The sequence below is a fragment of the Paenibacillus sp. FSL K6-3182 genome, from assembly GCF_037976325.1.
Taxonomy (GTDB): Bacteria; Bacillota; Bacilli; order Paenibacillales; family Paenibacillaceae; genus Pristimantibacillus.
Genome location: NZ_CP150265.1, coordinates 504103 through 529896 on the forward strand (window position 1 = coordinate 504103; position 25794 = coordinate 529896).

Consider the following 25794-nt stretch of genomic DNA (forward strand, 5'->3'; position numbering starts at 1 on the left):
AAAATGAATAGGTGACATAGCCGATAGCGATAGCTACCAAACCAAATGCTGCCGTGGAGGAAAGGATACGGAAAAATATTTCCCACTTATCTCTTTTTGTGTTTCGAATGTCCTTGTCCTCATTCCCCTGCGTCTCATGATGTTCTAGATTATCTTGACGAGGCTTAATGATGGGATCACCCGCTTTCTTTATTCCTTCTCTTTGCTTTGCTTATAAACGACAAGTATAGTGCTGCGCTGATAAGTGTTGCCTGAAGTGGCTGTTTTGATCATGGAGCCGTAGCAAATATTAATGACTTGATCGTCGCTCAGTTCTGCCAAAAACTCATTTGCTCTTTTTTCAGCAAAAACAGAATCCGTATCAATAAATTCTTTTACTTGAATCATATTCGTTGTGTCCTCCCTTACCAAATAAATATACAGATAGGCACCCCGCGTCGATAGCAGAATGCCTTCTGACGTCCACCATAGCATTGCGTACTATAAGTGTCAACAGGGAGATTTAATGATCCATTTTAGACAAAAAAAATAGGGGCAGCTTCGCTAAAATAACGAAGCTGCCCCTATTCGGCTGCATTGGTTGTTTAGCTTTTTTTCCAGACGCCTCCATTTAAATATCTGCTTGCCGCTCTTCAGCGTGACCTTGCTCCAGCGTGTGCTGGATTGTTCGAATAGCTCTTTGTAAGAAACTGTTTTATAGAATCCTTTTTTATACTGAGCATTAATCTAGTAATCTCGTTAATTCATGTAAATAAAACTAACATATGTTTTCTTTAATTTAGTAAGGATATAAGCATGAATGAGTGAAAAATAGAGTTAAAGCTCGATGGTTACGCTTTTTTATCCACTTTAATGATTTGTTAACTTATATAACATGAAATAGACTGATGTAGAAGAAAGAGAGAATTATATCGCATAGGAGGAGTTAAACATGACACAAGTTGTAAAGAGCGAGATAGCGAAAAAGATTTTAATTCCACTGCTTGTACTTTCATTGCTTGCAGCGATGGTAGGGGTACTGACAAAAACGGATTTTGTACGCGCGGAGGAAGCGCCGCAGCTGCCGACATTTGATATTCCGGCCCTATCAGCTGAACATCAAGCTTCAAGTCTTCCTAATGTTATTGTTGTTGCAACAGGAGGAACGATTGCGGGTAAGGCAAGCAATAATGATCCTACTAACTTCCAGAGCTATGCGGCTGGTACTTATAAAATGGCAGATATGGTTGCTCAGCTGCCTGGGAAAAATAAAATAGCTGATGTCTCTACCTATCAATTCGGCAACAAGGGTTCGAGTGGCTATAGTATTAGAGATCTTTATGATCTATCGCTTGCGGTAGACGAAGCTCTTAAGATTTATGATAGTGCAGTTGTAACGACGGGTACGGATACGATGGAAGAAATCGCGTATTTCCTCGATCTAACCGTTCGCAGTGAAAAACCGGTTGTTGTTACAGGCTCTATGCGTCCATGGGATGTTATTGGAACGGATGCGCCTGCCAATCTCTATCAAGCTATTAAACTAGCTGGGAGCGGTAAAACAAAATGGTTTGGCACAGTGGTCATGTTGAATGATGTCATTTATGCGGCACGTGAAGTTACGAAGTCAAATTCACACCGTACCGATACTTTTGATGCTCCGATGTTTGGTGCACTAGGTTATGTGGATGACCCGGCTGTTCGTATTTACCGTGCTCCTGCTAGAGCGGCAAAAGCAGGCACACCAGCATGGGCTTCACCATTCGATTTGAAAACCATCTCCAAAGATAGTCTTCCGATAGTAGAAATCGTATACAGCTATCAAGAAGCAGGCGGCGGCGCTATTCGCGGCTTGGTGGAAGATGGCGCGAAGGGAATTGTAACCGCAGGAACAGGCGCTGGCGGTATTTCGTCGAAGCTAAGTGCTGCGCGTTCCGCGGCCATTAAGGATAAAGGTGTCGTATTTGTATCGACAACAAGAACAGGCTCAGGCTCTATCTATGATAGCGGCAGCGGAAGTGTTATTGGCGGAGACAACTTGAACGCGGCGCATGCTCGTATGATGTTGTTGCTGTCCCTAGCATTTACAAACGATGTAAACAAGATTAGAAACTGGTTCACGACTTTTGGCACACAGGATGTAGAAATTTCAGTTGATGAAAATACGGTACTAAGCACGACAGTTGAAGAACCAATCGAAGAGCCTGTTGTGACGGAACCGGTCGTAGTTGTTCCTACACCGGAAGCAGAAGTTCCTGCTGCTTCAGAAGTGCCAGTTCAGCCCACTGCAACAGAAACAACGCCTGAAACAGCACCAGTGACGCCATAATTAGGGGGAGGAGTACGGTTATGACCATAAGAAGTGAATCATCTACAGCAAAGAAAGTTTTCATTCCCCTCCTCATTATGGCTCTCCTCAGTACGATACTGACTGGTTATGCCAGCTCAGTTCGTGCCGAGACTGCAGCACCTCAGCTGCCTACCTTTGATATTCCGGCATTGTCCGAGGAGCATAAAGCTTCTCCATTGCCAAATGTCATTGTAGTGGCGACTGGCGGGACGATTGCTGGTAAAGCGAGTAATAATGATCCTACTAATTTCCAAAGCTATGCTGCAGGAACGTATAAAATGGCGGATATGGTAGCTCAGCTGCCTGGGAAAAATAAAATAGCGGATGTCTCTACTTATCAATTCGGCAACAAGGGCTCGAGCGGCTACAGTATGAAGGACCTGTATGATCTCTCCCTTGCGGTGGATGCTGCGCTTGAAATTTATGATAGTGCAGTTGTTACGACAGGTACGGACACGATGGAGGAAATTGCTTATTTTCTCGATCTAACTGTTCAAAGCGAGAAGCCGGTAGTTGTTACGGGTTCAATGCGGCCTTGGGATGTCATTGGAACGGATGCTCCAGCCAACCTGTATCAAGCAATTAAGGTGGCGGGGAGCGGCAAAACAAAGTGGTTCGGCACGGTCGTTATGCTTAACGATGTCATTCATGCGGCACGCGAAGTAACAAAGAGCAATTCGCACCGGACGGATACGTTTGAGACACCGATGTTCGGCGTGCTTGGTTACGTTGATGATGCAGCGGTACGTATGTATCGTCTGAATGCTAGGGCGCTCAAAGCTGGACAAGCGGATTGGAAAACGCCGTTTGCATTGAAAAATATTTCGAAGGACAATTTGCCTATCGTTGAAATCGTTTATAGCTACCAAGAAGCCGGCGGCGGTGCCATTCGTGCTTTAGTAGCTGATGGAGCCAAAGGGATTGTAACAGCCGGCACTGGGGCGGCTGGTATTTCGTCGAAGATGAGTGCGGCGCGGTCCGCAGCAATTAAGGATCATGGCGTTACATTCGTATCGACGACTAGAACGGGTTCTGGAACGATCACTGGCGGCGGAAACGGCATTATTGCTGGAGATAATTTAAACCCGCAGCATGCACGCATCATGCTTATGCTTTCGCTGGCATTCTCGAATGATTTTGCTACAGTGAAGAACTTGTTTGAAACAGTAGGGACACAAGATATTAAGATTGATGTGCCTGAAACGCCTGTAACTCCCACACCTACACCGACTCCAACTCCAACTCCAACTCCTCCAGTAGAAGGCGGTACGGGTGGATCGGGTGGGAATGTATCAAATAAAGGACAGGTTTCGATTGGTGCAGGCAGCGCAGGTACGCTTGGCTTGGATGATAGCGTTACTGTATCTATTCCAGCAGGTGCGACGAAGGAGCAAATGCTGCTTTCTATTGAGAAACTGACTGAAACGGGCGGCATTGTTGAGCCATCGAGCAAGCGAGTGTCTTCTATTTTTGAAATACTCAAGTCGATATCAGCTGATTTCTTTGTTCCAGTCACGCTGACCTTTAAGCTTGATGCCTCTTTGATCAAGAGTGGTCAGACGGCGTCCGTATTCTATTACGATGAGGTGAAGAAGCAATGGGTAGAGATGGGTGGTACGGTAAAGGATAACTTTATTACTGTACAATCTGATCATTTTACTAAGTTTGCTGTATTCGCTGTAGACAAGAAAGTTGAAGAAGTGCCTTCTTTTACAGATATATCAAGGCACTGGGCAGAGGCTGCTATTAAAGAGGCGGTCGCATCCGGTATTGTGAAGGGATATGAAGACGGTACTTTTAAACCGAATAAAACCGTAACACGTGCGGAATTTTCCGTTATGCTGATGGGTGCGTTGAAAGCGGATGGTGCAGGCTCGGTGCTTGCCTTTGCTGATAATGACAAAATTGCAGCTTGGGCAAAGGAAGCTGTTGCACAAGCGGTCAAAGCGGACATTATTAGCGGCTATCCAGATGGAACCTTCCGTCCGGGCGCAAACATTTTGCGTATGGAAATGGTATCAATGATTGCAAGCGGTGCTGGATTAACGTTAGATCCGAATGCGACAACCAGCTTTGCTGATAACAAGGATATCCCGGCATGGGCGAAGGGTGCGGTTAGAGCAGTTAGTGATAAAGGCATCATTCAGGGGCGTACGGGCAATATCTTTGCGCCAAAAGCTACGGCAACGCGGGCAGACGCGATTACGGTTATTATGAATATGCTTAAGAGCAAGTAGTGGTTTGGACGGAAAAAAGGGCGTTTTTTAAAGGTCGAATAGGACCTTTAAGAGCCGCCTTTTTTTCATACCATGCAACTTTAAACTAGAGCCCCGCTTGAAATAATAGGCGCGCTGTTTCAGATGGATGAGAAAGGGGGAAGTGGTGACCGCGTGCTAGAAGCTGAGTGGGAACTGCGCTGTAAGTTTTCGGTATCGTATACACACGGTCCTGTGAGCCCCAAATGATACTGACCCGTTTCTCACCCCATTGTTCGGGTTGTTGTCGGAAATGCTCATCCTTCGTTAACTGGGCGAGTGTGTCAGCCAGAGTGGCTCTAACGCGCGGGGAGCTGAGCTCGTTCAAAACATATTCCAAATAGTCCTTAGGGATTTGACCGATCCTCTCGAAGCATCCCTGCAATACAAGCTCCTTGCGCAAGGTTGCTAAGGATATATGGGGCAAAAGCATACGATTGACGATTCTACTCCTATATCTGCTGTTCGCATGGTGGAGCGCTGGCTGCAATAAATGCACGGCTTGGATACGCTCTGGCATACGCTCCATGACCTTGGCTGCGAGCAATGCTCCATAGGAATGACCGATTAAAGTAACGGTTTCCGGTTGTGATGTAATAGCGGACATAATAGCCTCGACATGCCCATTTACTACGTTTACCGGATGATGGTGATAGGGTGATCGCCCGAAGCCTGGTAAATCAGCAATCCATATCTGACGATGCCGCAGTTCTGAAGCTAGCGGTATAAGACAGTCTGCACCGCTGAAGGTACCGGGCAGCAAAATAATCGGGTTGCCGCTTCCAGTTTTTTCTAGCGTGGCAAGTGGACCGCGTTTGCTGCGTACGAAATTAGGATGACTTGTCGGCCTATGGGATAAACGATAATCCAAATCGGCAATCACATGCGGGAGAACCGATAAATCTACAGTGGCAGGAAGCGAATATTTTTGCTGAATATGCTGTGTAGATTGTAGAGGGAATGCTTGATTGACAATAAAGCTGAGCGATTCTTGGGGAATGCCTAGTTTGCTTCCCATACGGGAGCTTAAAATCTTGCTCAAAAGGGATACAGGGATAAAACCGATTGGAGACGGGACTCTAAGTTCCTTATTTATGAGTGTTATTAGCTGGCTCATGTTAAGGCTTGCTGCTTGTTCTTCAAGTAAATAATAGGTGTTGCTTAGAGGTTGTTGCTCGTTCGCAAGGGCAGCAATGAAAGCTGCCGTATGATCGAGATGGACGAGCGGGAGCCAGTGTTTTTTGCCTCCTGGAACAGTGCCCATAAGTTTTTTTCTCGCCGCTGCTATCAAAATGCCTAACCCTCCGGTTTGCTCCGTGTTGCCGGTAGTAGAATCACCGATGACTACGCTTGGGTTAACGACGGAAAGAGGATAGCCAGTTTGTTTAGCATGCTGGCGGATATGAACGTCTGCGTTTATTTTCATTCGCTCATAAGGAGCTTCGTGCTCCAAAAGCTGCATAATGGCTGTTGCATCGTTTAAGTTCGAATCGGTCACAGGACTTTTGAAACCAACGACATGAATGAAATGCAGGGGATTTCCATTCTCGTAAAGCTCAGCAGCAAGTGAAGTTAAATGGTTAGCTGCATCAAGGAAAACCCTCTTTGCTTGTTGTTCAGTTAAAAGAATATCCATTGGTCCGCCAGCGTGTATAATGACATCCACGTTTTGTATCGCAAGGCGATCGCTTGAAGATAAGCCCAGTCCTTGCTTTGTCAAATCTCCGATTACGGCTGATAGGAGACCGGACTCCTCGTGGTTTGTTTGCTCAATAAGTTCCGCTATTCGGCTATGTGAACGCGCTAAAGCAGTAATGCGATGACCGTCGGCAGCTAGCCGTTTAATAATTTGGGAGCCGACAAAACCTGTTCCGCCCGTCATGAATACATGTGCCATTAGTAAACACTCCTCTGAAATCATTTATAGTACTAATCAGTACTAAAGTTTTTAAAAAAATTACTTTAGCATAGAAGCTAAAGCATGAAGCGATTGCTGTAGTATGGTTGGGTCTTGCTGAGCATGCTGCAGGAACAATCCGCCCTCGATCGTGGACAAAATTAAGGAGGCCATTGGTTGAGGGGGCAGTTTGCTGTTCATTTCATTTCTAGCAATGCCCTCTGTAATAAGCTGCTCGAGGATCGTTAATTGTTTTTTGAAAAATGCGCTTATCTGTTCCCGAATGGCAGTTGCCTCCATTGGTGTTTGCGTGTATAGCGTTAAAAAAGGACACCCTCCGAGGCAGTCGATATCCTGCAGAGTGAGCGTCTGCATAAGTTTCGTCAGCCTTTCCATAACAGGCAGCTCGGTTTGATTGGCAATATGAGCTATAAGTGCTTCATATTGATCAGTCATCCGCTCAATGATCGTGGACAATATCTCCTCTTTACTCTTGAAATAGTAATAAATATTAGTTTTGGATACTTTGCTCGCTGCAACAATATCATCCATGCTTGTGACGAGATAACCTTTGCTCAAAAACAAGTTGGACGCTGTCTGTAGCGCAATTTCGCGATTAGATGTTTTGGAGGTCGTTTTCATAATTAGTACTATACAGTACTAATTATGGGATTGTCAATTAAGCAAATTTGCGAGACGAGCTTATCATCTGACAAGTTGCTTAGCACATAAAGATCCAAATAAAGATTAACTCCACAGAATGCCATCTTTATCATAAAACAAATTTGGATCGACTACGTTTGGATGCACTGCCGCGTCGTACAACGTTCCATCCTCGCTCAAATCATTCCACATGCCCGATTTGAGAATCATGCCCTTATTTTTATAAGGCCCTTCAACTTGATCGGCAACCGCATAACCAAGCACCGACCGAGGAGAGTCTCCTTTGCACATGCTGTAATACATATAAAATTTGCCGTCCGGCAATTGGATGACATCGCCTGCCCAGAACGTATCAGTCTCGGCCCGAGCTAGCTCCTCGCTCATCTCTGTCAGTACATCCGGTATGATGGGATTCTCTTCATAGACACTGGAGTTCAGCTGCTCCCAGGCCATGAGATCCTTCGACTTCGCCGCAGCGAGATGCGAGCCGAAAATATAGAAGGTATCACGAACTTTGAAAATCGACGGATCATGAACGGAGGTGTTAGTGAATAGAGGCTCCTCCGCTGTAACCGCTTCCGTTTTTAGCTGGTTTGATGCGCCATTAGCTGAGGATGGCTGATTGCTCTCCGCTGGTGGAACTGTATTTCCGGCGTTATTTCTGCTGCAAGCGCTCATAAATGTCATTATGCATACCGTTAACAAAATGATGGTTTGTTTTCTCAAGCAGAAATCCTCCTAGGTTAACATTGGGTCATTACTGTAAATATTAATTGATTAATGAATGTATTATATCCTAGGCAATAAAAAAAGAGAAGGGCTCAGCCCTTCTCTTATTTCGTCTTAACTGGTTCTTCGAACGTCATGCCAAGCGTATCTACAGTTACTTTTTTCATCGAAATTGGCGTTTCCGGCTTATCGCCTGGGCCGACCTTCTGATTGGCAACCTCATCGACCGCCTCGATGCCTTCGGTTACTTTTCCGAAAGCTGCGTATTCATTATCGAGAGATGGGTAATCAGCATGCATGATGAAAAATTGCGAGCCCCCAGAATCTGGATCATTCGTACGAGCCATGGAGATAACACCGCGACTATGCTTCAGCTTGTTCTCGAAACCATTGCTGTTAAATTCGCCTGGAATGCTGTATCCAGGGCCACCGGTGCCAGTACCTTCTGGATCTCCGCCTTGAATCATAAACCCTGGAATTACGCGGTGGAAAATAACGCCATCATAGAAGCCTTTATTAATAAGAGAAATAAAGTTGTTTACGGTATTAGGTGCAACCTCTGGGTAAAGCTCAAGCTTAATGATTTTGTCATTGCTAAGTTCAATCGTTACAACAGGATGCTTGTCCGAGCCGAGAAGCTCAGGACCTTCCTCAGCAGGTGCTTCAGTAGGGGGAGTTGTGCTTGTGTTGCCACTGCCTGATCCTGTTTTCTCATTACTCCCGTTTGCGCCGCAGCCTGATGCTACAATGAGCAGGGTCAGTGCAAGAAGAAGCATGATCCCAAGACGTTTGTTCTTAAACAGCATTTCAATATCCTCCTTAAATTTGCGAATGCAAATGACCTTGAGACGATCAGGTTTGCGCAGCATTCACCTTTTATATCCAACTTGTATAATATCATATTGCGTGATTTAAATGCGAATTCATCGCTTTATCATTGTATTGAATGTCTCTAATAAGTTAAGGTCTTGCGCGACAAGCGCTGATTCGCTATAATCACATTAATTCAGTCGAAGGGATTGGGTCTTATGTACACATTCCAATTGAATCAGCTTCATCATTTCACCAAGCGTTAGCACCCCTGATCAACATTCAGGGTGGGCTAGCGCTTCTCGCGTTGGCCTCCCTGCAGCATACGATGCGCGCAGGACCAAGAGGTCCTGCGCGTTTTTTTTATTCCAATAATGCAGTGAGAGGAATGATCGTGATGCAAAATGTAAAGGGAACCTATGATTATTACGGCAGGGAGCAAGCGCTTAGAAGAAAGATTCAGGAGACTCTGCGGGAAAAGTTTGAGCTATATGACTTTGATGAGATGGTGTCTACCGAGCTGACTGATCTTGCTTTCTTGACATCCAAATATGCAGGCGGCGATGAGATTGTTAAGGAAATGTACCAGCTTACAGATCAGCGAAAACGACGATTAGGCTTGCGCTATGATTTGACGATCCCTTTTGCCAAGGTGATGGCATTAAATCCGAGTATTGAATTGCCTTTCAAGCGATATGAAATGGGGAAGGTGTTCCGTGACGGTCCCGTTAAACGCGGGCGGCTGCGAGAATTTTTGCAATGTGATGTGGATGTTGTTGGGGTGAAGGGGCCGGAAGCTGAGGTGGAATTGATGCAGCTGGCTGTCGATGTGTTTCGCACCCTGGAGCTGGATATCCAATTAAAATGGAATAATAGGCGGTTTCTTGGCGAAATGCTTGCAGCAATTGGCGTCAAGGGGGCTGATTCGTTGTCGGTTATGCTGACTTTGGATAAGCTCGCAAAAATCGGAATAGACAGTGTGAAGGCGGAGCTTGCTGAGAAGGGTTTGGCTGGCGGGGTCATTGCTGCGATTTTAGAGTTGATTGAGCTGGAGGAGCCTACACTAGAGACGTTGATAGATAAATATGACCTGCAATATAGTGCTGGGGCGCAGGAAGTAATCGAGGTTCGTGATATTTTGCGCAAGCTTGGATTAGAGTCTGTTTGTGTGTTTGACCCTTTTCTCTCACGCGGGTTATCTTTCTACACAGGTACGGTTTATGAAATATTTGATGCTTCGAACGGCTTCGCATCGAGCCTTGGCGGCGGCGGTCGGTATGATGCCATTATTGGACAGCTTATAGGCAGGGATGATGCTGAGTACGCAGCGGTCGGCTTGTCGTTTGGAATGGAATCAATTATGGCTTTGCTTGAAGAACGTTACGCAGCTGCAGCGAAGGCGTCGGTTAACGTAGTGCTCATTCCCGTAAGCGTAACGGCGGCAGAACTGCTGCAAACCGCAGCGGATTTGCGTGCGAGCGGCATTCGAGTGAAGCTCGATTCTAGCGGACGAAAGCTGAAAAATATACTTGCATCGGTAGCGAACAGCGGCATACGTTACGCTCTTCTGGTGGGAGAGGCGGAATGGAAGGCGGGCTTAGTGCGCTTGAAGGATATGGAGGAGCGGGTCGAAAGGGAAATGAGTGTCGACGAAGCTATTTATATTTTAGAAAAGGTAAGTGGATAAGGATCAATAAGATAAAAATTTTATATTGGAGCAGCCAAGTTGTACTCGTCTTCTTTAACTTGGCTGCCCGTCATGAGACATTACGAGAGCTAGAGGATTAGTCGTTATAGGAAAGGGAATAGGATGCTGATCAGCTTGCGTCGTTTGGTGCGATCCTTTGCTGGGAGCGATGCGGCGGCGATATGCTGCTCGGGGTATTGCAGTGCGTCCATGCTTGCGGTTAGCTGAGTCAGAACGAGCCTAAGCTCATCGAGCTCCTGCCGGTGGCTCAGCAGCTGGTAAGTGACGACTTCATCCGCTTTCTGGGATAGGGAAGCTTCCAAACGGCTCAGTCGATGGAGCAGTTCCTCGTGATCCTCGTATACAGGTGCGGATGCCTGCAGATCTTGCGGAACGGGAGAAAGATTAATGTCTTGCAGGCTGACCCCTTCCTCCAATTCTTGCTTAATCAGCTGCAGGTTGTGAAGAGCCGTCTCATCAAAGGTATAGTGACCGAGCGTATCCTTGCCGAAAGAAGAGGGGAACTGGGATATCCAACGTCTGACTGTTGTTTCACTGACAGCAAGAAGCTGAGCGGCTTCTTTGGTTTTTAACAACGCCATTGTCATCACCTCGCTTATTAATTACTAGAGTTATTCGTGCCGAAAACATGCTCTCCTGCACGGATGACAAAGGTAGTGGTTAATCGCTAAAAGAAGTGATCATCCGATTGTTTTTTCATGCTCGCAGCAGTAACGCGAATATTGCGGCAATTAAAAAAGAAGCTTTCTTATCCACGCTCTGAGTGGGGAAGAAGGCTTCTTTATTTGCGGGATATATTAACTGAAGCGGTTAAGACCTAAACAGAACTTTACAGCAGCTTCTGTACATATCGTTCGATTTTCTCAGGCGTATCCTTTGATCCGAAGCGCTTTAATACCTTGCCGTTCTGGTCGACAAGAAATTTGGTGAAATTCCATTTGATCGACCTTGTGCCGAGGAAGCCGCGTGCTTCATTCGTCAGGTGCTGGAATAAAGGGTGCGCAGTGCTGCCGTTTACATCCACTTTGGAGAATAAAGGGAACGATACTCCGAAATTGATTTCGCACGCTTCTGCAACCTTGCTGTCGTCGCTAAGCTCTTGATTGGCGAATTGCGATGAGGGGAAGCCTAGTACAGAAAAGCCTTGTTTATTGTAGGTGTCATGAAGTTTTTGAAGACCTTTGAATTGCGGGGCGAAGCCGCATTTGGTAGCTGTATTCACGATGAGCATGACCTTGCCTTTATAAGGGGCTAAAGTCTGATTTTCGCCTCTAATGGTCTTTACTTCAATATTGTATAAGGACATAGGAACAACCTCCATCAACCGTTTTATATTTTTTATAATTTAATTGTACTCAATCTATATAGAGGTGTCAAATGAAATAAATAGAGGTGAGTTAGCTTGTGGCCAGAGGCTGTTTTTATTGGTCTGTAAATGAATAAGAGGCCGCCCCTATTTGCTAGGGACAGCCTCTGGCTTGCTTTTAATAAAGAACTTTATATGCACCCGACTGAAGTAGCGAGGCTCCTGCTGCGGCTTCGTTATCAGTGTCAGCCACTAGCAAGTAGTAGCCTTGATCGATAGCTTCTTTGCACGGTTCGATGAATTTGTCTTCTATGCCAATATCATGGAGCACGTCTTTAGTATCAGGCTCATTATCAAGCTTCACGGCGCCTGCGGCTATGCCGGTAGGGCCGCCGTTTAGGCCAGTGCTTCCGACGGTATAACCTGAACCTGCTGCAAATGGTGCGGCACTAAGCGGAGTAATTGTTCCGGCTTGGTTCACCTCTTGCGCTTCTCGAATTTCATAAACTTCCTCAATAGGGATGCTTGAATCGGAAACAAGAAGCGGAGCCGATTCCTTGTTCTTCAGAACGATTCTAAGATTATGTCTATTTGTTCTCGCTGCTTGAAAACGTTTGATCGCTTCCAAGACACCTTCTTCTTTGTCAAATACTCCAATGGCTGTCGTCATAGGGGAGTTCTCCTCTCGTATCTAAGCTAGAATGAGGTTACATCTACTTATACCCTGCATTCCTTGCTTTGAATCGAGAGGCTGGATTAGCGAGCTGCAAGTGCTGAAGCTTCACTAATTTCGTTAATTTCATCTATTGTCAGCTTAAAACGCATAGCTTTCACGTTTTGCTCGGCGTGGTGAATTTTTGATGCTCTGGGAATTGCGAATACAGTATCTCCATGAGCATGGATGAGCCAATTTAATGCGATTTGTGTTGCGGTAGCCTCATAACGAGCAGCTACCTGCTCAAGCGATTCAATAAGCGGCTTAGAGCGTTTTAGGCCGTTTGTTTGAAAAGCGGAGCTCCATTTGCGCGGGCCGCTAATGGCTTTGATCAGAGAAGGATCATGATGAAACTTCCCGCTTAATATACCCTGTTCAAGCGGAGAATAAGCAATGATTGCACATCCGAGTTCTTGCGCCGTCTCGAGAATACCATTTTTCTCGATGCGGCGGTCAAGCAGGCTGTATTTTACTTGGTTGGAGGCGAGCTGCAAGCCATGCTCTCGCAGAACGCGATCGGCCTCGCGCATTTGTTTAGCGGAGAAATTGCTTACACCTATATTTTTGATTTTTCCGGCAGCGGCCAGCTTCGCCATTTCCTTCATCTCACTACTCACTGAAGAGAAGGAGAAGGGCTGATGCACCTGATAGAGGTCGATTGTACGCCCCTCAAGCAGTTTAATTCTTACATCAATTGTACGGTCAATGTTGCTGGCGGTACGCATTGCCGGCCACCACTTGGTCGCAATATAGACCTTATCTTCTGCTGGCAGGGCTTCACGCAAAGCGCTGGCGAGCAGTTGCTCGGATTGGCCGTTTCCGTAAATTTCAGCGGTGTCAAACCAGTTAATGCCGCCTTCGTAGCTTGTTTTTACGATATCATTAATGATTTCGCCACTCAGAGCGGGCCAAAACTTTCCGACGATCCCTTTGCCATTGCTGAATTGCCAGCAGCCAAGGCCAAGCGGAGATAACTGCAAACTCGTTTGGCCAAATGGCCTAACCGTAGATGATGTCATGGCTTGCTCCCTTCAGAACTTCAGAATAAGTAATGGGCAGCTGTCTTTTTCCGTTATGCTCTAGCTGATCCTTGCTGTATTCGGTCTAGGAACTGATGCATTTGTTCCAGCAATGCAGCACCTTCTTCAGGTGTGCCGTCAAGCTTGCATGCGAGCTGATGAGGAATATCGACGGCTTGTTCCTTTAATGCTCGGCCTTGCGCTGTGAGTTCCACGAGTACGCTGCGTTCATCGTTGCGGTCACGCGTACGCGTAATATGTCCTGCAGCTTCCAGCTTCTTAAGAAGCGGGGTCAACGTGCCTGAGTCCAGATAAAGCTTATTGCCAAGCGCGGTTACCGTGACATGGTCCTGCTCCCATAGGGCGAGCATTGTAACGTATTGCGTGTAGGTAAGGTCGATCTTCTCGAGCATTGGGCGATAAAGCTTAGTAATCTCGCGAGAGCAGGCATAAAAAGCGAAGCATATTTGATTGTCCAGTTTTAAAATTTCGTTGCTGTCCATGTTGTTGTCCTCCGTGGGAAGGTGAATTTGTTTGTTTAAAAGGCAATGAGCTAAAGTTCTAAGTTTAACAAAATTAAATTGTGATAAATATAATATAGAGGAATGGACAATACACTGTCAATGCGCACAGCTGCTCCTTATATTGTAGTGGGAGGACGAAGTGTGCTATAGTTACAGCGTTTATTTAATGAAGGAGTGATAGCGATGTCTTATACTGCTAATGAGGTTGCAGAATGGATGCTGAACGAATTGAAGGAAAAAGGGATTTTGCATCAAAGCGCCGCAGTTGAGCATATAAAAAGCCATTTTGGCGAATCGTTTATATATGTGAATGAGCACGGCAACGCTTCAATCGACAAAGAAGTGAAAAAAGTGTTCCGTAAGCTCCATAAGGGAAAGGCCGCTTGGGAGAGAGACGGTTTCTTCTGGGGCTGGAGCTAAACCGCATATTATTGTAGTGGGAAGCTGGGCGTTAAAGCCAAAACGTCCATTTCTCATGAACAACTTGACAAAGGTAACTGTAATTATTAAACTTACAGTATGGAAGTCACCAATAGGACGTAGCTTAATCATAAAAGAAGCGTCTACTTTTTTAAAGCAAGTGTACCAAAAAAAGTTACAGTTAACGAGGTATTCTTACTATTAGGGATAGGTGGTGTTTGGAGATGAAATTCAACATAAGCGATTGGGTACAAGGTAAAACAAAAGATGGCGAGCTCATTCATGGTTTTGTCGAAACCATCGATATTTTGCAAGGATTTGTAACCGTGAGCGTTGTAAAGTCGGATAACGTAGAGGTTATAGGGAAAACCGTAGCCGTTCGTTCATCATGGCTCAAAAACGTATCCGAAATTACTATAAATGATGCGCAGGTTTTTCAAAATGCAATTGACTTAGCTTTAGATACATGGGATGAGGCTTGGTTTATGGAGCTGACCAATGCGAAGAAAGCTAGCGAAGAAGCGGCTGAGGCTGGAGAACGTTCGAAGGTATATTCATTTCCAGTCAATCGACTTGGTCAATCTGCTTAATCGGAGCAGGTTTGCCTCCTATCACATCATAGCACCAACGAAAAAAAGGATGATGCCATGCGTGCCGCTGGTGTCATCCTTTTTTTGTATACCCGAGAAGCGGCATATAGCCATTTTTCCACTGGGAGCATTACTTAAGCTGTAGTCCGATTCCAAACGCTTGCGCTCGCTGGACGAAATAATCGGCTATCGCCATATCAAACACAGCCATGCCCATCGGACAAAATAATATGGGCTCCGAATCGGAGGTGCTGGCAAGCGCTTCGCGGCATATCACATCGGTTAGGGAGGTGGTTTGTGCTTCTGTTAAGCCGCTCTCAAGATGCAGCAGCTCAATGTCAGTATTTTCGCGGCAAACCTCATTCCAATCGTCGACGATAATCGCGTTAATGCCGCTTATAGCTGCTGCTGTATAATCCCGTAAAGAAACATCGAGCAGAAGAGTGCCTTCAGCGGGAGGAGTATCGATATAACGCTGAGAGCTTACTGTGCAATTAATAATGAGATTGCATTCGTTATATAACTGCTGCCAGCTGCTGGCGAGACGCGTACGGTGGCGCAGTGCAGCGTCCACAGCAGCAAGGTCAGGGTTATCCAGCTCGCATCCGCGTATATCATACACTTGTATATCCTCTAAATGCTCTCCGAATAAGCGGCAGCACATATCGTAATGAAGCCGGCCTACAGGCCCGAAGCCGATGATTCCAACCTTTAAGCTTTTTGATGCGGTGCGTGTTTTTAGATAATGGCGGATGAATAAACCGCTGACTGCAGCTGTCCGGGCAGCACTCGGCAGCGGGGTGCCCAGCATGGCGTAAGGAATGCCTGTTTCTGCGTTGTTGAGCAGTGTGACGCTGTGTGCCCTTGGCAAACCGGCGTCGATATTGCCTGGGAAGCTAGCGATCCACTTCATACCGGCAGTCTTTACCGATCCGCCGATGTATGCAGGCATAGCTATGATGCGATTAGCTGGATTGCGATAACGCAGGTAGGGCTTTATCGGCTGTGCATAATCGCCGGAATCGATAATTTGCACCGCAACCTCTATGCTGTCAACAAGCTCTTCCCAGTGCAATCCGATAGTGCGAATATGTTCATCGCCGAGATATAGCACGGTCATGTTCCTCTCGTTTTTGGATTAGGGAGTGTGCTAAATTTCGGAGCGAATTCAGCCGAACTGCTGCTTTACCCACTCATCGTTGAATACGGTATCCATGTATCTCTCTCCGCGATCATGTATAATAACGACGCATATGGCATCATCGGGGAGTTCGTGCTCGATCGATTTTAAGGCATGGATAATCGCGCCAGAGGAAGGTCCTGCCAAAATCGATTCCTGCGCAACGAGCAGTCTGCAGCCATCGACCATATCTTTATCGGCTACCATTATAGCTTGATCCATAAACCTCGTCTGGGCAAAGGGCGGTATGATACCTGTTCCAAGTCCCGGGAAGCGGCGGTTGCCGTTCACTCCTCCGAAAATAACGCTGCCTGCCGCATCGACAGCTACCACTTTCGTGGATAGCTTATGCTCGCGCACATATTGCGAGCAGCCTAACATGGTGCCGCAGGTGCTGACTCCGCCGACAATAAAATCGACGTGGCCCAGCTCTTCAACAATTTCGTGCATCGTACCCTCATAGTGAGACAAATAGTTGTTTTTATTCGAATATTGATTCGGCCAGAAGCTATTGGGAATGCGCTCTAATAATTGCTGTACTCGATTTAATCTTGCGGGCAGAAACTCACCTGTCTCAATGTCAGGCTCTTCAACCAGTTCGATCTCTGCGCCATAAGCACGCATGATGCGGATATTTTGCTGCGTCGCCTTCGGATCAATGACGCTTACGAATTTCATGCCGAGATAGGAGCTGATGGCAGCGAGACTAATTGCCATATTCCCTGAGCTGGACTCAATGATGACGGAGCCGGGCCCGATCAAGCCTTCATCCCATGCTTTATTAATAATACGGGCGGCGGAGCGGTCTTTCGCGCTGCCTCCCGGGTTTAGCAATTCAAGCTTTGCGAATACCTTAATGCCGCGATCGTTCGCAAACAGCTTCGAGAGCTGGACGAGCGGCGTATTCCCGATGATGGACAACAAATTTCTCTCCAAAGGCTAACACCCCTTAAAAATAAATTTTTTTGGATTTCACCGTCCCGCGTTCAAGTTGTTCATTTTCCGCTGCGCGTGTTACCGAAATGCCCTCAAGCATGCGATTTTGAATCATTTGTCCAATGTCCCCAATTTTATGCTCGATAGCATGCTTGATATGGACAAGCATTTCATCTTTCAGCGATTTGCTTTGAATATGAACAAGCAGCTTATTCTCATGGAGTCTTACTCGAAGCTGTGCGTCATGGATGTATTGGTGTACGACACTTTCGATATCGTATAGGCTGATTTTTTCCCCATGCTTCAAATCCGTGCCGATTCGTTTGGAGATACAGCTGAAGCATTGCCGCTGCTTGCCGTCGATGCAAATGGTTTGAAAATCACGCGCGACGTCGTAGGTGACATACCTCATGGCTGGGAACAATGAACGTACAAAAGAGGTCAATACGAGAACGGCTTCGTTCTCTTTCAGTGGTTCAAAGCTGTCGTCGATTTGCTCCGCCGGTATTGCCTCGGCATAAATGCCATCAGCGATGACATATAGCCCAAGCTCATGTGAATAGGAGGCGATCGCTCCAACTTCAATCGAGCCATACGTGTCTAAAATATGCTGCGGCTCGATTCCGAACCGTTCGGCCATGTTGTGCTGCCACTGGAGCGGGGCGATTTCGCCGACTAATATTATTTTTTTGATGCCAAATTGCTTTGGTTCCTCTGCGTGAGAGACGATAGCATCCAAAATCGACGGCATCGTATAAAGAAGCTCTGGACGATAGGATTCCAGCCTCGCAATATGCTCTTCAATCGGGAGCGAGAACGACAGGGAGTCTGCTTCCAAGCCAAGCCGGTCAAAGATGGTCAGCGCAGTATTTGCTGCATGCCCTGTACCCATGTCGGCAAATGCTCTGCGAATAGGGACGGGAGGCTCAGCGGCAGTGCTGGCGGTCATCCAATCCTGAAAGCAGGCTGTTTTTGCATCGATATAATTCTCGTCATCTTCCTTTGAATAATAAATCGCCTTGCGAACGCCTGATGAAGTGCCTGAGGTTTTGTAAACGGACAAACCTTCCTCTTCTCGAGCTCTCCCCGTAAAATAATGCTGCTCCAAAATGTCCGACGTGATGAGCGGAAGATCAGACAACTGGCAAGCTTGCGGATCTATTCCATCCTGTTGAAGAAGGGTGTTGTACCAGGGGTGATGCTGGACGATTCGCTTGATATGCGGATGAAGCAGAGCTAATGGTGACATTTGGTGTTGAGCCTCCTGTAGGACAAATATCTCGAATGAATGCGTTAATTAAGCATATGTCGTTTGCGCCTCTAGGTTCTGATTATGGGGACAAACGCCTACATCCATTTCGTTCAAGCTTCGTATGCTAATAAGAGTGAATCATGAGGCAGTAGTATATTGTGAGAGAGAGGGTGACTGCTATATCGTTTATGAAGAAACATCGTCGTACGGTTGCGGATAAGTGGGCCAAATCGGAAGTGATGAGACGTGACTCGGTGTTAAAGAATCATTTGCCGGAAGCGGAGATGATGACAAGGAAGAGCCTGCGTAAAATGTTGAAACAGTGGGGGATGGTGTATGTAAAGCCGATCAGAGGTGGACAGGGGAGAGGTGTGATGAGGGTAGAGCTTGACGAGGAGGGCTTTCGGCCCTATTCGTACCAGCTTGGAGAAAAAAAGTTGGCTTTTTTCACCTATAAAGCGGCTTATCGGTCTATTTTGAGAGATTCGAAAAGGAAGGCTTACCTAGTGCAAAAAGGGATTCGCTTGCTGCGGCATAAGGGGCGTCCGTTTGATATAAGGCTCGTGGTGCAGCAGTCGCCGCATGGGGTTTGGGAGGCGACGGGAACTTTGGGCAGAGTAGCTCATCCTCGAAAAATTGTAACGAATGGCAGTCAGGGAGGAACGATTTATCCAACAGGGTATTTGCTGAGGCGTTATATGAGTGCGCCAGTGAGGCGGCGTATGTTGAATGGGATGGATAAGCTTGGCGTTCTCACCGCAATGAAGCTCCACCAGACGTATCCCGGCATTAAGGAATTAGGTGTTGATCTTGCGCTTGATCGCGAGCTTAAGCCATGGATACTTGAAGTTAATACGCTGCCTGATCCATGCCCGTTCTTACTGCTTGATGACCAATCGATGCTTCGTAAAATCGTACGCTACGGCAAGGCATACGGAAAAACCTACAAGCTGAACTGTAAAAAGGCGAAGCGCGGGGTTAGGTAGAGCGGAGCGGGTGGGCAAGCTCGACTAACCGCTTTAAGAGTGCAGATGCTCAACCAGCGCCAAAGAGTTAGCACCTAATAAGCACATATATATGCTTATTAGGTGCAATTGGCATATGAGCCAGCTCGAAATTTTGCTGGTAAACACAAATATGCCCTTGCAGCGTGGAAAGTAATGCTAGTCGAGTGCTCAAGTCTGCACTTAGTCTGTCATGAACATCAACTGCATCGAAAATGCGGTACGGAAGCGAAGGCTCTCCACGGGATCTCGCAAATCGCGGCCGGTGAGCCTTTCGCATTTTTCGAGGCGATAGGTGACGGTGTTGCGATGCACGAACAGCTGCTTTGCCGTTTCGGCAAGCTGACAATGCGTATCGTAGAAGGTGCTGAGCGTCTTCATTAAATCGCTGCGCTCCTTGCCTTCAATGCTTAATAAATCCTTGAACGTCTCCTCGTAATATTCCTTGAGCTCCTCCTTTGGGATCATCCGCAGCAAGTTGCTGAAATCTTTGGCGCGGTAAGGTTGGACAAACTGCTTCTTTCGCGCGTCGTAGCCTGTTTGCAGCGCTTCGATTGCTTCCTTATAGGATAAAGGGACTTGTGTAAGCTGTGATACCGGATTCCCGATGCCAATCGAGATGGGGATGCCGTGCTGCTCGCTTAGGCAAAGCACCATTTGCTTCAGCTGCCCTAAAAACTTATCTTCGGTGCCTTTGGCAGCATCTTGATTTGCCTTAAGCGCGATAAGGAAGCAGAAGTATTCGTTTTTTGTAAAAAGTACAAAACGCAAATCAAGCTTCGAAAACTCGCTTTTCAGCACATTGTAATGGCGGTCGCGCTCGGATATAAAGCGGCCATCAGATTCGAGTGCGCTTGGCGGACGAAAAGAATCAAAAGAGGTGTCGCGCTTAGCGACAATGCTGACGTAAACGGGATGATTCAACAAATCATAGTTTTTGCTGCGATGAATAAGCTCTTGCTCAGAGGTGATGAGGCCATCAACAAAGCCGGAGAAAAACTCATTTTTATAACGCCGCGACCGCTCTTTGACCGCTTGCTTCTTGATAAGCTCGAGTCCGATGACGTTGGCGGCTTGTTCCATTGCATGTTTCGTTAAGTTGCTGAAGTGTTTGCTGCTGTCGCTCGTCAAAGCGACCAACAATCCTTCTAGCTGAAAGGTAACAATCGGGTACAGCTCAACAGCTGTAAAAGGTGCGCCAATGAAAGTTGGAGAAGTGAATGGAATGCTGTAAGAGCTGTGCAGCGAGGGTGAGATCAGCTCTGCTTGAAGATCGGACGACAATGCAAGATACAAATCCGTTGTCATAGCGTTTGAACGATGTAGAAGTCCGCCTTGTGGATTGATCAGCATAACCGGGGAGTCGATGAGAAGCGACAATGCTTCAATGACGTCGATTGTGCTTTTGCCCTGCATGATCATTTGTGAAAACTGTTTATGTGTCGTCAAAGCATAATGCAGCTCATCCGTGCGCTTCTCCAAAATATGGCTAAGCGAGTCGTTGCATATATCACCCAGCGAATGCGCCAGAGACAGCTCGATAATCGGAAAATGCAGCTTTTCCGCACACTGAAGCACATCGCTTGGCACCTCCTGCAAAAAACGTTTGGTCTTAATCGCTAGACCGGCACATCCGAATTCAGCCATACTTTTGACGAGTGAGAGCAGAGCCTCTGGTTGATCCTTCATCGCATAACCGGTCGTGAGAAGCAATTCCTGCGGTTTCAAATAGTTAATAATATCTGGAGCGTCCATGATGTTGACCGATTGGACGCTATTTGTCATGCCGTCATGTCCGGCAAGTATTTTTGCATTCGCATATACCGGGAGAGATAAGAGTTCTTTTAGGAGCATAACCACACCGCCAATGCTTTTTATGTTAGATTATATGACACAATATATCATCTATGCAGCGGGGTGTAAATATATGATTGTGCGGATTATGCAAGGAATATGGGATATTTTTAGCTACTATGCACAATGACAATGACATGGATTCGGATTATGATGTAGCTACAAAACAATTTTGTGTTATATAACCTGACAACAACAAGGGATTGGGGTTGGTACAAATGAAATTAGTGGTGAATCAGGTTGGGAAAAGCTTTGGAAGCAGAACGATTTTGAAAAATGTAGATCTTACAGTTAACTCGCATGAGTTTATTTGCATACTTGGCCATAGCGGATGCGGCAAATCGACGCTGTTAAATATGATTGCGGGTTACCTTCTGCCTGATGATGGTGCGATTACCGTAGATGGAGAAGAAATTAAGGGTCCTTCCAAGTCAAGAGGAATGGTATTTCAGGATCATGCCTTATTCCCTTGGATGACCATAAAGGACAACATTGCCTTCGGTCCAGAAGTGCAGAAGATGCCAAAAGCACAGGCGAAGGAAACCGCAATGGAGTTTCTGAAGCTGGTAGGGCTGGAACAATACGCCGGACATTATCCTGGTGAATTGTCGGGGGGCATGAAACAGCGGGTAGGCATTGCAAGGGCGCTTGCGAGCAAGCCGGACATTTTGCTAATGGATGAGCCGTTTGGCGCACTGGACGTACTGACGCGTGAGACGATGCGAGTAGAGCTGCAAAAGATTTGCAGTCAGCTCAAACCAACAATCCTGTTCGTGACACACAGCATAAGCGAAGCGGTTTATCTCGCGGATCGTGTTGTCGTGATGAAGCATGGTGAAATTGCAGAAATTTTTGAGGTCGGAATTAAACATCCGCGATCTTCCCATTCTGCTGGTTTTGGCGAAATGATGAGCCGCATTGAACGGGTTCTTATGGATGAGGAGCATCTGGAGCTAGCGCAAGCAAAGGTGGGGTCATAATGAACGGAGCCAAATTATCTACCGTGAAGGACACAGGAAGCATGCAGGCTTCACGGACGGGGACGACAGTAATAAGCAAGCAGGCGCGTGGCAAACGGCCATCGGCAATAAATCAGTTTTTTCAGAAATATAACATTCTCCCATCCATAATGTTTTTCGTTTTTTGGGAGCTGTTCTCTAGAGTGAATGAAACGGCAAAGTTTTTTAATCCTAACTTTCTTCCTGCACCGACCGTGCTGCTATCGGAGGGCTGGGAGCTCGCGAAGACTGGGATTATTACAGACAGCTTGATCTCTAGTACGATTCGAATTGCGCTTGGGTTTGTTATCGGAAGTGCGGTGGCGGTAGGGGTTGGCGTCATCATGAGCAAGTTCAAAACGGTTGAACGATGGTTTTCGCCCATTCTCAACTTAGTTGGCCCGATTCCGACCTTGGCGCTGCTGCCCTTGTTTATTATCTGGTTCGGGATCGGTGAGTTTCCGAAGGTGCTGCTTATTGCGTGGACGACGTTTATCCCGGTGCTGGTGTACACGCTGGACGGCTTTAAGTCGGTGCCTTCCACGCTGATCCGATCTGCGCTCAGCTTGGGTGCGACGGAGCGGCAAATTTTCACGAGAGTGATGCTGCCGTCGGCTATTCCGAATTTTCTTGTTGGCGCGCAGGTGAGTCTAGGCTTATCCTTCTCGGCGCTCATCGTCTCCGAGATGATGGGGGCCAAATCAGGGCTTGGCTACATCATCGTAGATGCGAGAAATTATTTTAAAATATCGAATATGTTCATTGCCATCATTCTGATTGGCTTGGAATATAGTTTGTTCTCTTACCTGCTGAAGCTGGTTGAGAAGAGGGTAATGGCTTGGCGTAAAGGCGGACTTCGAGATGCCATCGAGAAGTAACGCTACATACGAAGCTGAAGCAGTACAACTAAAAAGAGATAAGTGGAGGGAATACCAATGAAAAAATCGGGAAAATGGTTTAAATCTGCAATTGTCCTTACGTCGTTAACTTTTGTGCTTGCTGCGTGCGGCGGCAACGAGAAGGCGCCAGCAAATGCAAATGCAAATGCAAATGCACCGGCATCCACAGAGCTTGAGATGAAAGACCTAACGCTAGTTGGTGTTCGTGATGCACAAATCTCATCGCAGCAAATTATTGCCGACAAGCTTGGTTACTTCAAGGAAGAAGGACTTAATGTAACGAGTCAACTGATCGAGAGCGGACCGGATATCGGACCGATGGTTGCCGGCGGCAGCGCACCTGTAAGTATTCAAACGAACTTTATGGATATTATTTTGAAATCAACAGACATTCCGGTCAAAATCATTGCGCCGCTCGCACAAATTGCTGGCACGCAAGCGGTTGTAGGTTCAAGCAAGCTTGAGCTGAAGAGCGCGAAGGATCTTGAAGGCAAAACGATTGGTATTCCAAGCGGAGCTGACGTTACGATTGCAATCAATAACATGGCTAAAGAGCTTGGTGTAGACGCAAGCAAAATCAAATATGTAAATCTTGCACCGAGCGACGCGGTTGTCGCTTTGGAGAAGGGTGACATCGATGCGCTGGCTGCTTGGGAGCCGTTCATTACGAAGGCGATCCAAGGCGGCGGCAAGTTCCTCTTCAGCGGTACGAAGAGCGAGCTTCCTGACAAGCAAGGTGATGTGAATTGGATGAGCGTGCACACGACGATCCAAGTTTCAGATGATTTCCTTAAGAAAAACCCGAACACTTTAAAAGCTGTCCTGCGTGCTTTGAAGAAAGCGACGGATTATATCAATGACAACCGTGAGGAAGCGATTAAAACATTAGCGCCTGAGCTGCACCTTAGTGAGGAAGAGCTGACTCAAATTATGTCACGGAATGTGTATTCGATGGAAGTTGGCGATACCTACGTGAATGGAAGCAACGGACCTGCTGTCGGCGAGTATCTGAAATCAGTTGGCAACATCAAATCGATTCCTGCTCCAGCTTCCTATCATGATCTGAGCCTGCTGAAAGAGGTAGATGCAAGCTTGATAGTTACGGAACTGAAATAGAAATAGAGCTGAAATAGTAATAGAGTGCGGCTAAAACATGCTCATCTCCTGAAGATGATTAGTTTTACACAAATAGGTAGTTAATAGGGCCGCGGACCTCGTTGTCCGCGGCCCTATTTCATTAGCAGCGCAGCTGCTACGCGATTTGGCAGATTCGGCTCATAAACGGCATAAAAGTGACTGAGCAATGAAAGGCGGAGGGTGAGATGGTCGGTCGAGAGAAACTGGATATATTGATCAAAAACGGCAGCGTCGTATTGAAGGATGAAGTGCGAATGCTGGGCATAGGAATCAAAGCGGGACGTATTGTTGTGCTTGGCGAGAATCTCGATGATATAGAGGCGAATTCGGTAGTGGATGCGGCGGGCTTAACGATTATGGCTGGCATGATTGATGTACACGTCCATTTGAATGAGCCGGGATTGGGAGGGTGGGAAGGGTTTGAGACGGGGTCCGCTGCTCTCGCGGCTGGCGGCTGTACCACCTATATTGATATGCCGCTAAATGGCATTCCACCTACAGTCACTGTGGATGCTATGCACCAAAAGCTGGCGGCTGCAGATGGGCGGTCTTATGTGGATTATGCCATCTGGGGCGGTTTGGTGCCAGGCAAGCTGCATGAGCTTGCGCCTTTGGATGAAGCCGGAGTGGTTGGTTTTAAAGCATTCATGTCATCGACGGGTGATCCGAGTGAGGATGCGTTTCGAGAGGTAGATGATTATACGCTGCTCGAAGGCATGAAGATCATCGCGGGTCTAGGCAAGGTACTAGCTCTTCATGCCGAAAGCGAGCCGATTGTTGCTAAGCTTGGTCAAGCGATGCGGGCGGAAGGACGATTGACGCCTGCTGACTATGTGGCATCGCGGCCTATTATTGCTGAGCTGGAGGCTATCAATCGGGCACTATTTTATGCGGAGCAAACGGGCTGTGCGCTTCACTTTGTTCATATTAGCAGCGAGGCGGGCATTAATTTGATTACGGCTGCGCGTGAGCGCGGAATGAACGTTACGGTTGAAACCTGTCCGCATTATTTAGCTTTAACAGCGGCTGATTTGGACCGTAAGGGAGCGGTGGCGAAATGCTCTCCGCCGCTGCGAGATGCCAAGGAGCGGGCGAAGCTGTGGAATGCCGTTGCCGAAGGGCAAGTGGATATGATTTCGTCGGATCATTCGCCTTGTCCAGCCTCGATGAAGGAGGCGGACAACTTTTTTGATGCTTGGGGCGGTATCGCCGGAGCGCAAAGCTCGGTAGAGCTCATTGTAGGAGAAGGCCATGTGAAGCGGGGGCTGCCGCTCACGCTGATCAGCAAGCTGCTGGCAAGCGGGCCGGCAAGACGATTTGGACTGCAAGATTCGAAGGGTGAAATACGCATCGGTGCAGACGCTGACCTTGTGCTGATTGACTTGAACAAGTCTTATACGCTGGAAGCGGAGCAGCTGTATCAACGTCATAAGCATAGCCCATATGTCGGTGAAGAGCTTCATTGCAAAATAAAGGCTACCTACGTAAGGGGTCGCCTTGTCTATGAAGAATCGGAAGGGTTAAGCGAGAGTATGCAAGGCGAGTGGGTTAGGCACTAGGTTTAAGTTA

The 25794-nt window shown here is 46.9% G+C and carries 24 protein-coding genes; 10 read left to right on the top strand and 14 right to left on the bottom strand.

Annotated elements, in window-relative coordinates; genetic code table 11:
* Positions 1-189 precede the first annotated feature (189 nt).
* Complete coding sequence (locus MHH56_RS02275) at positions 190-387, bottom strand: sporulation protein Cse60 (RefSeq protein ID WP_076268509.1); 198 nt, start codon at positions 385-387, stop codon at positions 190-192.
* A gap of 544 nt (positions 388-931) precedes the next feature.
* Between MHH56_RS02275 and MHH56_RS02280 the strand changes: the two genes are divergently transcribed.
* Together MHH56_RS02280 and MHH56_RS02285 are read left to right on the top strand one after the other, a co-directional pair.
* Complete coding sequence (locus tag MHH56_RS02280; protein WP_339206331.1) at positions 932-2308, top strand: asparaginase; 1377 nt, start codon at positions 932-934, stop codon at positions 2306-2308.
* 20 nt (positions 2309-2328) lie between these two features.
* Entirely contained in the window at positions 2329-4566 is a 2238-nt protein-coding gene (locus MHH56_RS02285; RefSeq protein ID WP_339206332.1) for an asparaginase domain-containing protein, read from the top strand.
* Positions 4567-4651: 85 nt separating this feature from the next.
* On the opposite strand, the gene MHH56_RS02290 is transcribed toward MHH56_RS02285, so the two are convergent.
* The 4 genes from MHH56_RS02290 to MHH56_RS02305 all read right to left on the bottom strand — a co-directional run bounded on the left by MHH56_RS02290 (position 4652) and on the right by MHH56_RS02305 (position 8679).
* Complete coding sequence (locus MHH56_RS02290) at positions 4652-6481, bottom strand: alpha/beta fold hydrolase (RefSeq protein ID WP_339206333.1); 1830 nt, start codon at positions 6479-6481, stop codon at positions 4652-4654.
* 60 nt (positions 6482-6541) lie between these two features.
* Complete coding sequence (locus MHH56_RS02295; RefSeq protein WP_339206334.1) at positions 6542-7123, bottom strand: TetR/AcrR family transcriptional regulator; 582 nt, start codon at positions 7121-7123, stop codon at positions 6542-6544.
* A gap of 105 nt (positions 7124-7228) precedes the next feature.
* The gene (locus tag MHH56_RS02300; RefSeq protein WP_339206336.1) at positions 7229-7870 is read right to left on the bottom strand and encodes a family 43 glycosylhydrolase; all 642 of its coding nucleotides are present in this window, start codon (positions 7868-7870) and stop codon (positions 7229-7231) included.
* 107 nt (positions 7871-7977) lie between these two features.
* A complete protein-coding gene (locus MHH56_RS02305) occupies positions 7978-8679 on the bottom strand; it encodes a peptidylprolyl isomerase (RefSeq protein ID WP_339206338.1) in 702 nt (233 codons plus the stop codon).
* A 401-nt stretch (positions 8680-9080) separates the two neighbouring features.
* Between MHH56_RS02305 and hisS the strand changes: the two genes are divergently transcribed.
* A complete protein-coding gene (gene hisS / locus MHH56_RS02310; protein WP_339209471.1) occupies positions 9081-10370 on the top strand; it encodes a histidine--tRNA ligase in 1290 nt (429 codons plus the stop codon).
* 104 nt (positions 10371-10474) lie between these two features.
* Here hisS and MHH56_RS02315 read toward each other — a convergent pair whose 3' ends face one another.
* The 5 genes from MHH56_RS02315 to MHH56_RS02335 all read right to left on the bottom strand — a co-directional run bounded on the left by MHH56_RS02315 (position 10475) and on the right by MHH56_RS02335 (position 13934).
* On the bottom strand, positions 10475-10972 hold the full coding sequence (locus tag MHH56_RS02315) for a MerR family transcriptional regulator (RefSeq protein WP_339206339.1): 498 nt from the start codon (positions 10970-10972) through the stop codon (positions 10475-10477).
* Between the two features lie 248 nt (positions 10973-11220).
* Positions 11221-11697, bottom strand: a complete 477-nt coding sequence (locus MHH56_RS02320; protein ID WP_339206340.1) for a glutathione peroxidase — start codon at positions 11695-11697, stop codon at positions 11221-11223.
* A gap of 178 nt (positions 11698-11875) precedes the next feature.
* Positions 11876-12367 carry a hypothetical protein gene (locus MHH56_RS02325; RefSeq protein ID WP_339206341.1) on the bottom strand — a complete coding sequence of 164 codons (492 nt, stop codon included), beginning with the start codon at positions 12365-12367 and terminating at the stop codon, positions 11876-11878.
* A gap of 86 nt (positions 12368-12453) precedes the next feature.
* Positions 12454-13431, bottom strand: coding sequence for an aldo/keto reductase (locus MHH56_RS02330; protein WP_339206343.1), 978 nt, complete (start codon positions 13429-13431; stop codon positions 12454-12456).
* Between the two features lie 53 nt (positions 13432-13484).
* Positions 13485-13934, bottom strand: coding sequence for a MarR family transcriptional regulator (locus MHH56_RS02335; RefSeq protein WP_339206344.1), 450 nt, complete (start codon positions 13932-13934; stop codon positions 13485-13487).
* A 204-nt stretch (positions 13935-14138) separates the two neighbouring features.
* Between MHH56_RS02335 and MHH56_RS02340 the strand changes: the two genes are divergently transcribed.
* Positions 14139-14375 (top strand): hypothetical protein, encoded by a 237-nt coding sequence (locus MHH56_RS02340; protein WP_339206346.1) that lies wholly within the window; start codon positions 14139-14141, stop codon positions 14373-14375.
* A 224-nt stretch (positions 14376-14599) separates the two neighbouring features.
* The gene (locus MHH56_RS02345) at positions 14600-14965 is read left to right on the top strand and encodes an IDEAL domain-containing protein (protein ID WP_076268500.1); all 366 of its coding nucleotides are present in this window, start codon (positions 14600-14602) and stop codon (positions 14963-14965) included.
* Between the two features lie 130 nt (positions 14966-15095).
* On the opposite strand, the gene MHH56_RS02350 is transcribed toward MHH56_RS02345, so the two are convergent.
* Genes MHH56_RS02350 through MHH56_RS02360 form a run of 3 tightly spaced genes read right to left on the bottom strand, consistent with a single transcriptional unit; the run spans position 15096 to position 18330 of the window.
* Positions 15096-16085, bottom strand: a complete 990-nt coding sequence (locus MHH56_RS02350) for a 2,3-diaminopropionate biosynthesis protein SbnB (protein ID WP_339206348.1) — start codon at positions 16083-16085, stop codon at positions 15096-15098.
* A gap of 48 nt (positions 16086-16133) precedes the next feature.
* Positions 16134-17081, bottom strand: coding sequence for a 2,3-diaminopropionate biosynthesis protein SbnA (gene sbnA, locus MHH56_RS02355; RefSeq protein ID WP_339206349.1), 948 nt, complete (start codon positions 17079-17081; stop codon positions 16134-16136).
* Between the two features lie 13 nt (positions 17082-17094).
* Positions 17095-18330: a hypothetical protein gene (locus MHH56_RS02360; protein ID WP_339206350.1), complete on the bottom strand. Its 1236-nt coding sequence runs from the start codon at positions 18328-18330 to the stop codon at positions 17095-17097.
* 191 nt (positions 18331-18521) lie between these two features.
* Here MHH56_RS02360 and MHH56_RS02365 point away from each other — a divergent pair, with 191 nt between their 5' ends.
* Positions 18522-19319, top strand: a complete 798-nt coding sequence (locus MHH56_RS02365) for a YheC/YheD family protein (RefSeq protein ID WP_339206351.1) — start codon at positions 18522-18524, stop codon at positions 19317-19319.
* 201 nt (positions 19320-19520) lie between these two features.
* On the opposite strand, the gene MHH56_RS02370 is transcribed toward MHH56_RS02365, so the two are convergent.
* Positions 19521-21191, bottom strand: a complete 1671-nt coding sequence (locus MHH56_RS02370) for a PucR family transcriptional regulator ligand-binding domain-containing protein (protein WP_339206352.1) — start codon at positions 21189-21191, stop codon at positions 19521-19523.
* Positions 21192-21409: 218 nt separating this feature from the next.
* Here MHH56_RS02370 and MHH56_RS02375 point away from each other — a divergent pair, with 218 nt between their 5' ends.
* The 4 genes from MHH56_RS02375 (at position 21410) to MHH56_RS02390 (ending at position 25784) form a co-directional block, all read left to right on the top strand.
* On the top strand, positions 21410-22171 hold the full coding sequence (locus tag MHH56_RS02375) for an ABC transporter ATP-binding protein (RefSeq protein WP_339206353.1): 762 nt from the start codon (positions 21410-21412) through the stop codon (positions 22169-22171).
* Positions 22171-23067, top strand: a complete 897-nt coding sequence (locus MHH56_RS02380; protein WP_339206354.1) for an ABC transporter permease — start codon at positions 22171-22173, stop codon at positions 23065-23067. The genes MHH56_RS02375 and MHH56_RS02380 overlap by 1 nt, the downstream gene beginning before the upstream one ends.
* Before the next feature lie 57 nt (positions 23068-23124).
* The gene (locus MHH56_RS02385; RefSeq protein ID WP_339206355.1) at positions 23125-24204 is read left to right on the top strand and encodes an ABC transporter substrate-binding protein; all 1080 of its coding nucleotides are present in this window, start codon (positions 23125-23127) and stop codon (positions 24202-24204) included.
* A 206-nt stretch (positions 24205-24410) separates the two neighbouring features.
* Complete coding sequence (locus MHH56_RS02390) at positions 24411-25784, top strand: allantoinase (RefSeq protein WP_339206357.1); 1374 nt, start codon at positions 24411-24413, stop codon at positions 25782-25784.
* The last annotated feature ends 10 nt before the right edge of the window (positions 25785-25794 follow it).

Coding starts and splice junctions, on each gene's coding strand:
- MHH56_RS02275 (WP_076268509.1), bottom strand. CDS start 387: ATGATTCAAGTAAAAGAATTTATTGATACGGATTCTGTTTTTGCTGAA.
- MHH56_RS02280 (WP_339206331.1), top strand. CDS start 932: ATGACACAAGTTGTAAAGAGCGAGATAGCGAAAAAGATTTTAATTCCA.
- MHH56_RS02285 (WP_339206332.1), top strand. CDS start 2,329: ATGACCATAAGAAGTGAATCATCTACAGCAAAGAAAGTTTTCATTCCC.
- MHH56_RS02290 (WP_339206333.1), bottom strand. CDS start 6,481: ATGGCACATGTATTCATGACGGGCGGAACAGGTTTTGTCGGCTCCCAA.
- MHH56_RS02295 (WP_339206334.1), bottom strand. CDS start 7,123: ATGAAAACGACCTCCAAAACATCTAATCGCGAAATTGCGCTACAGACA.
- MHH56_RS02305 (WP_339206338.1), bottom strand. CDS start 8,679: ATGCTGTTTAAGAACAAACGTCTTGGGATCATGCTTCTTCTTGCACTG.
- hisS (WP_339209471.1), top strand. CDS start 9,081: ATGCAAAATGTAAAGGGAACCTATGATTATTACGGCAGGGAGCAAGCG.
- MHH56_RS02315 (WP_339206339.1), bottom strand. CDS start 10,972: ATGGCGTTGTTAAAAACCAAAGAAGCCGCTCAGCTTCTTGCTGTCAGT.
- MHH56_RS02320 (WP_339206340.1), bottom strand. CDS start 11,697: ATGTCCTTATACAATATTGAAGTAAAGACCATTAGAGGCGAAAATCAG.
- MHH56_RS02325 (WP_339206341.1), bottom strand. CDS start 12,367: ATGACGACAGCCATTGGAGTATTTGACAAAGAAGAAGGTGTCTTGGAA.
- MHH56_RS02330 (WP_339206343.1), bottom strand. CDS start 13,431: ATGACATCATCTACGGTTAGGCCATTTGGCCAAACGAGTTTGCAGTTA.
- MHH56_RS02335 (WP_339206344.1), bottom strand. CDS start 13,934: ATGGACAGCAACGAAATTTTAAAACTGGACAATCAAATATGCTTCGCT.
- MHH56_RS02340 (WP_339206346.1), top strand. CDS start 14,139: ATGTCTTATACTGCTAATGAGGTTGCAGAATGGATGCTGAACGAATTG.
- MHH56_RS02345 (WP_076268500.1), top strand. CDS start 14,600: ATGAAATTCAACATAAGCGATTGGGTACAAGGTAAAACAAAAGATGGC.
- MHH56_RS02350 (WP_339206348.1), bottom strand. CDS start 16,085: ATGACCGTGCTATATCTCGGCGATGAACATATTCGCACTATCGGATTG.
- MHH56_RS02360 (WP_339206350.1), bottom strand. CDS start 18,330: ATGTCACCATTAGCTCTGCTTCATCCGCATATCAAGCGAATCGTCCAG.
- MHH56_RS02365 (WP_339206351.1), top strand. CDS start 18,522: ATGAAGAAACATCGTCGTACGGTTGCGGATAAGTGGGCCAAATCGGAA.
- MHH56_RS02370 (WP_339206352.1), bottom strand. CDS start 21,191: ATGCTCCTAAAAGAACTCTTATCTCTCCCGGTATATGCGAATGCAAAA.
- MHH56_RS02375 (WP_339206353.1), top strand. CDS start 21,410: ATGAAATTAGTGGTGAATCAGGTTGGGAAAAGCTTTGGAAGCAGAACG.
- MHH56_RS02380 (WP_339206354.1), top strand. CDS start 22,171: ATGAACGGAGCCAAATTATCTACCGTGAAGGACACAGGAAGCATGCAG.
- MHH56_RS02385 (WP_339206355.1), top strand. CDS start 23,125: ATGAAAAAATCGGGAAAATGGTTTAAATCTGCAATTGTCCTTACGTCG.
- MHH56_RS02390 (WP_339206357.1), top strand. CDS start 24,411: ATGGTCGGTCGAGAGAAACTGGATATATTGATCAAAAACGGCAGCGTC.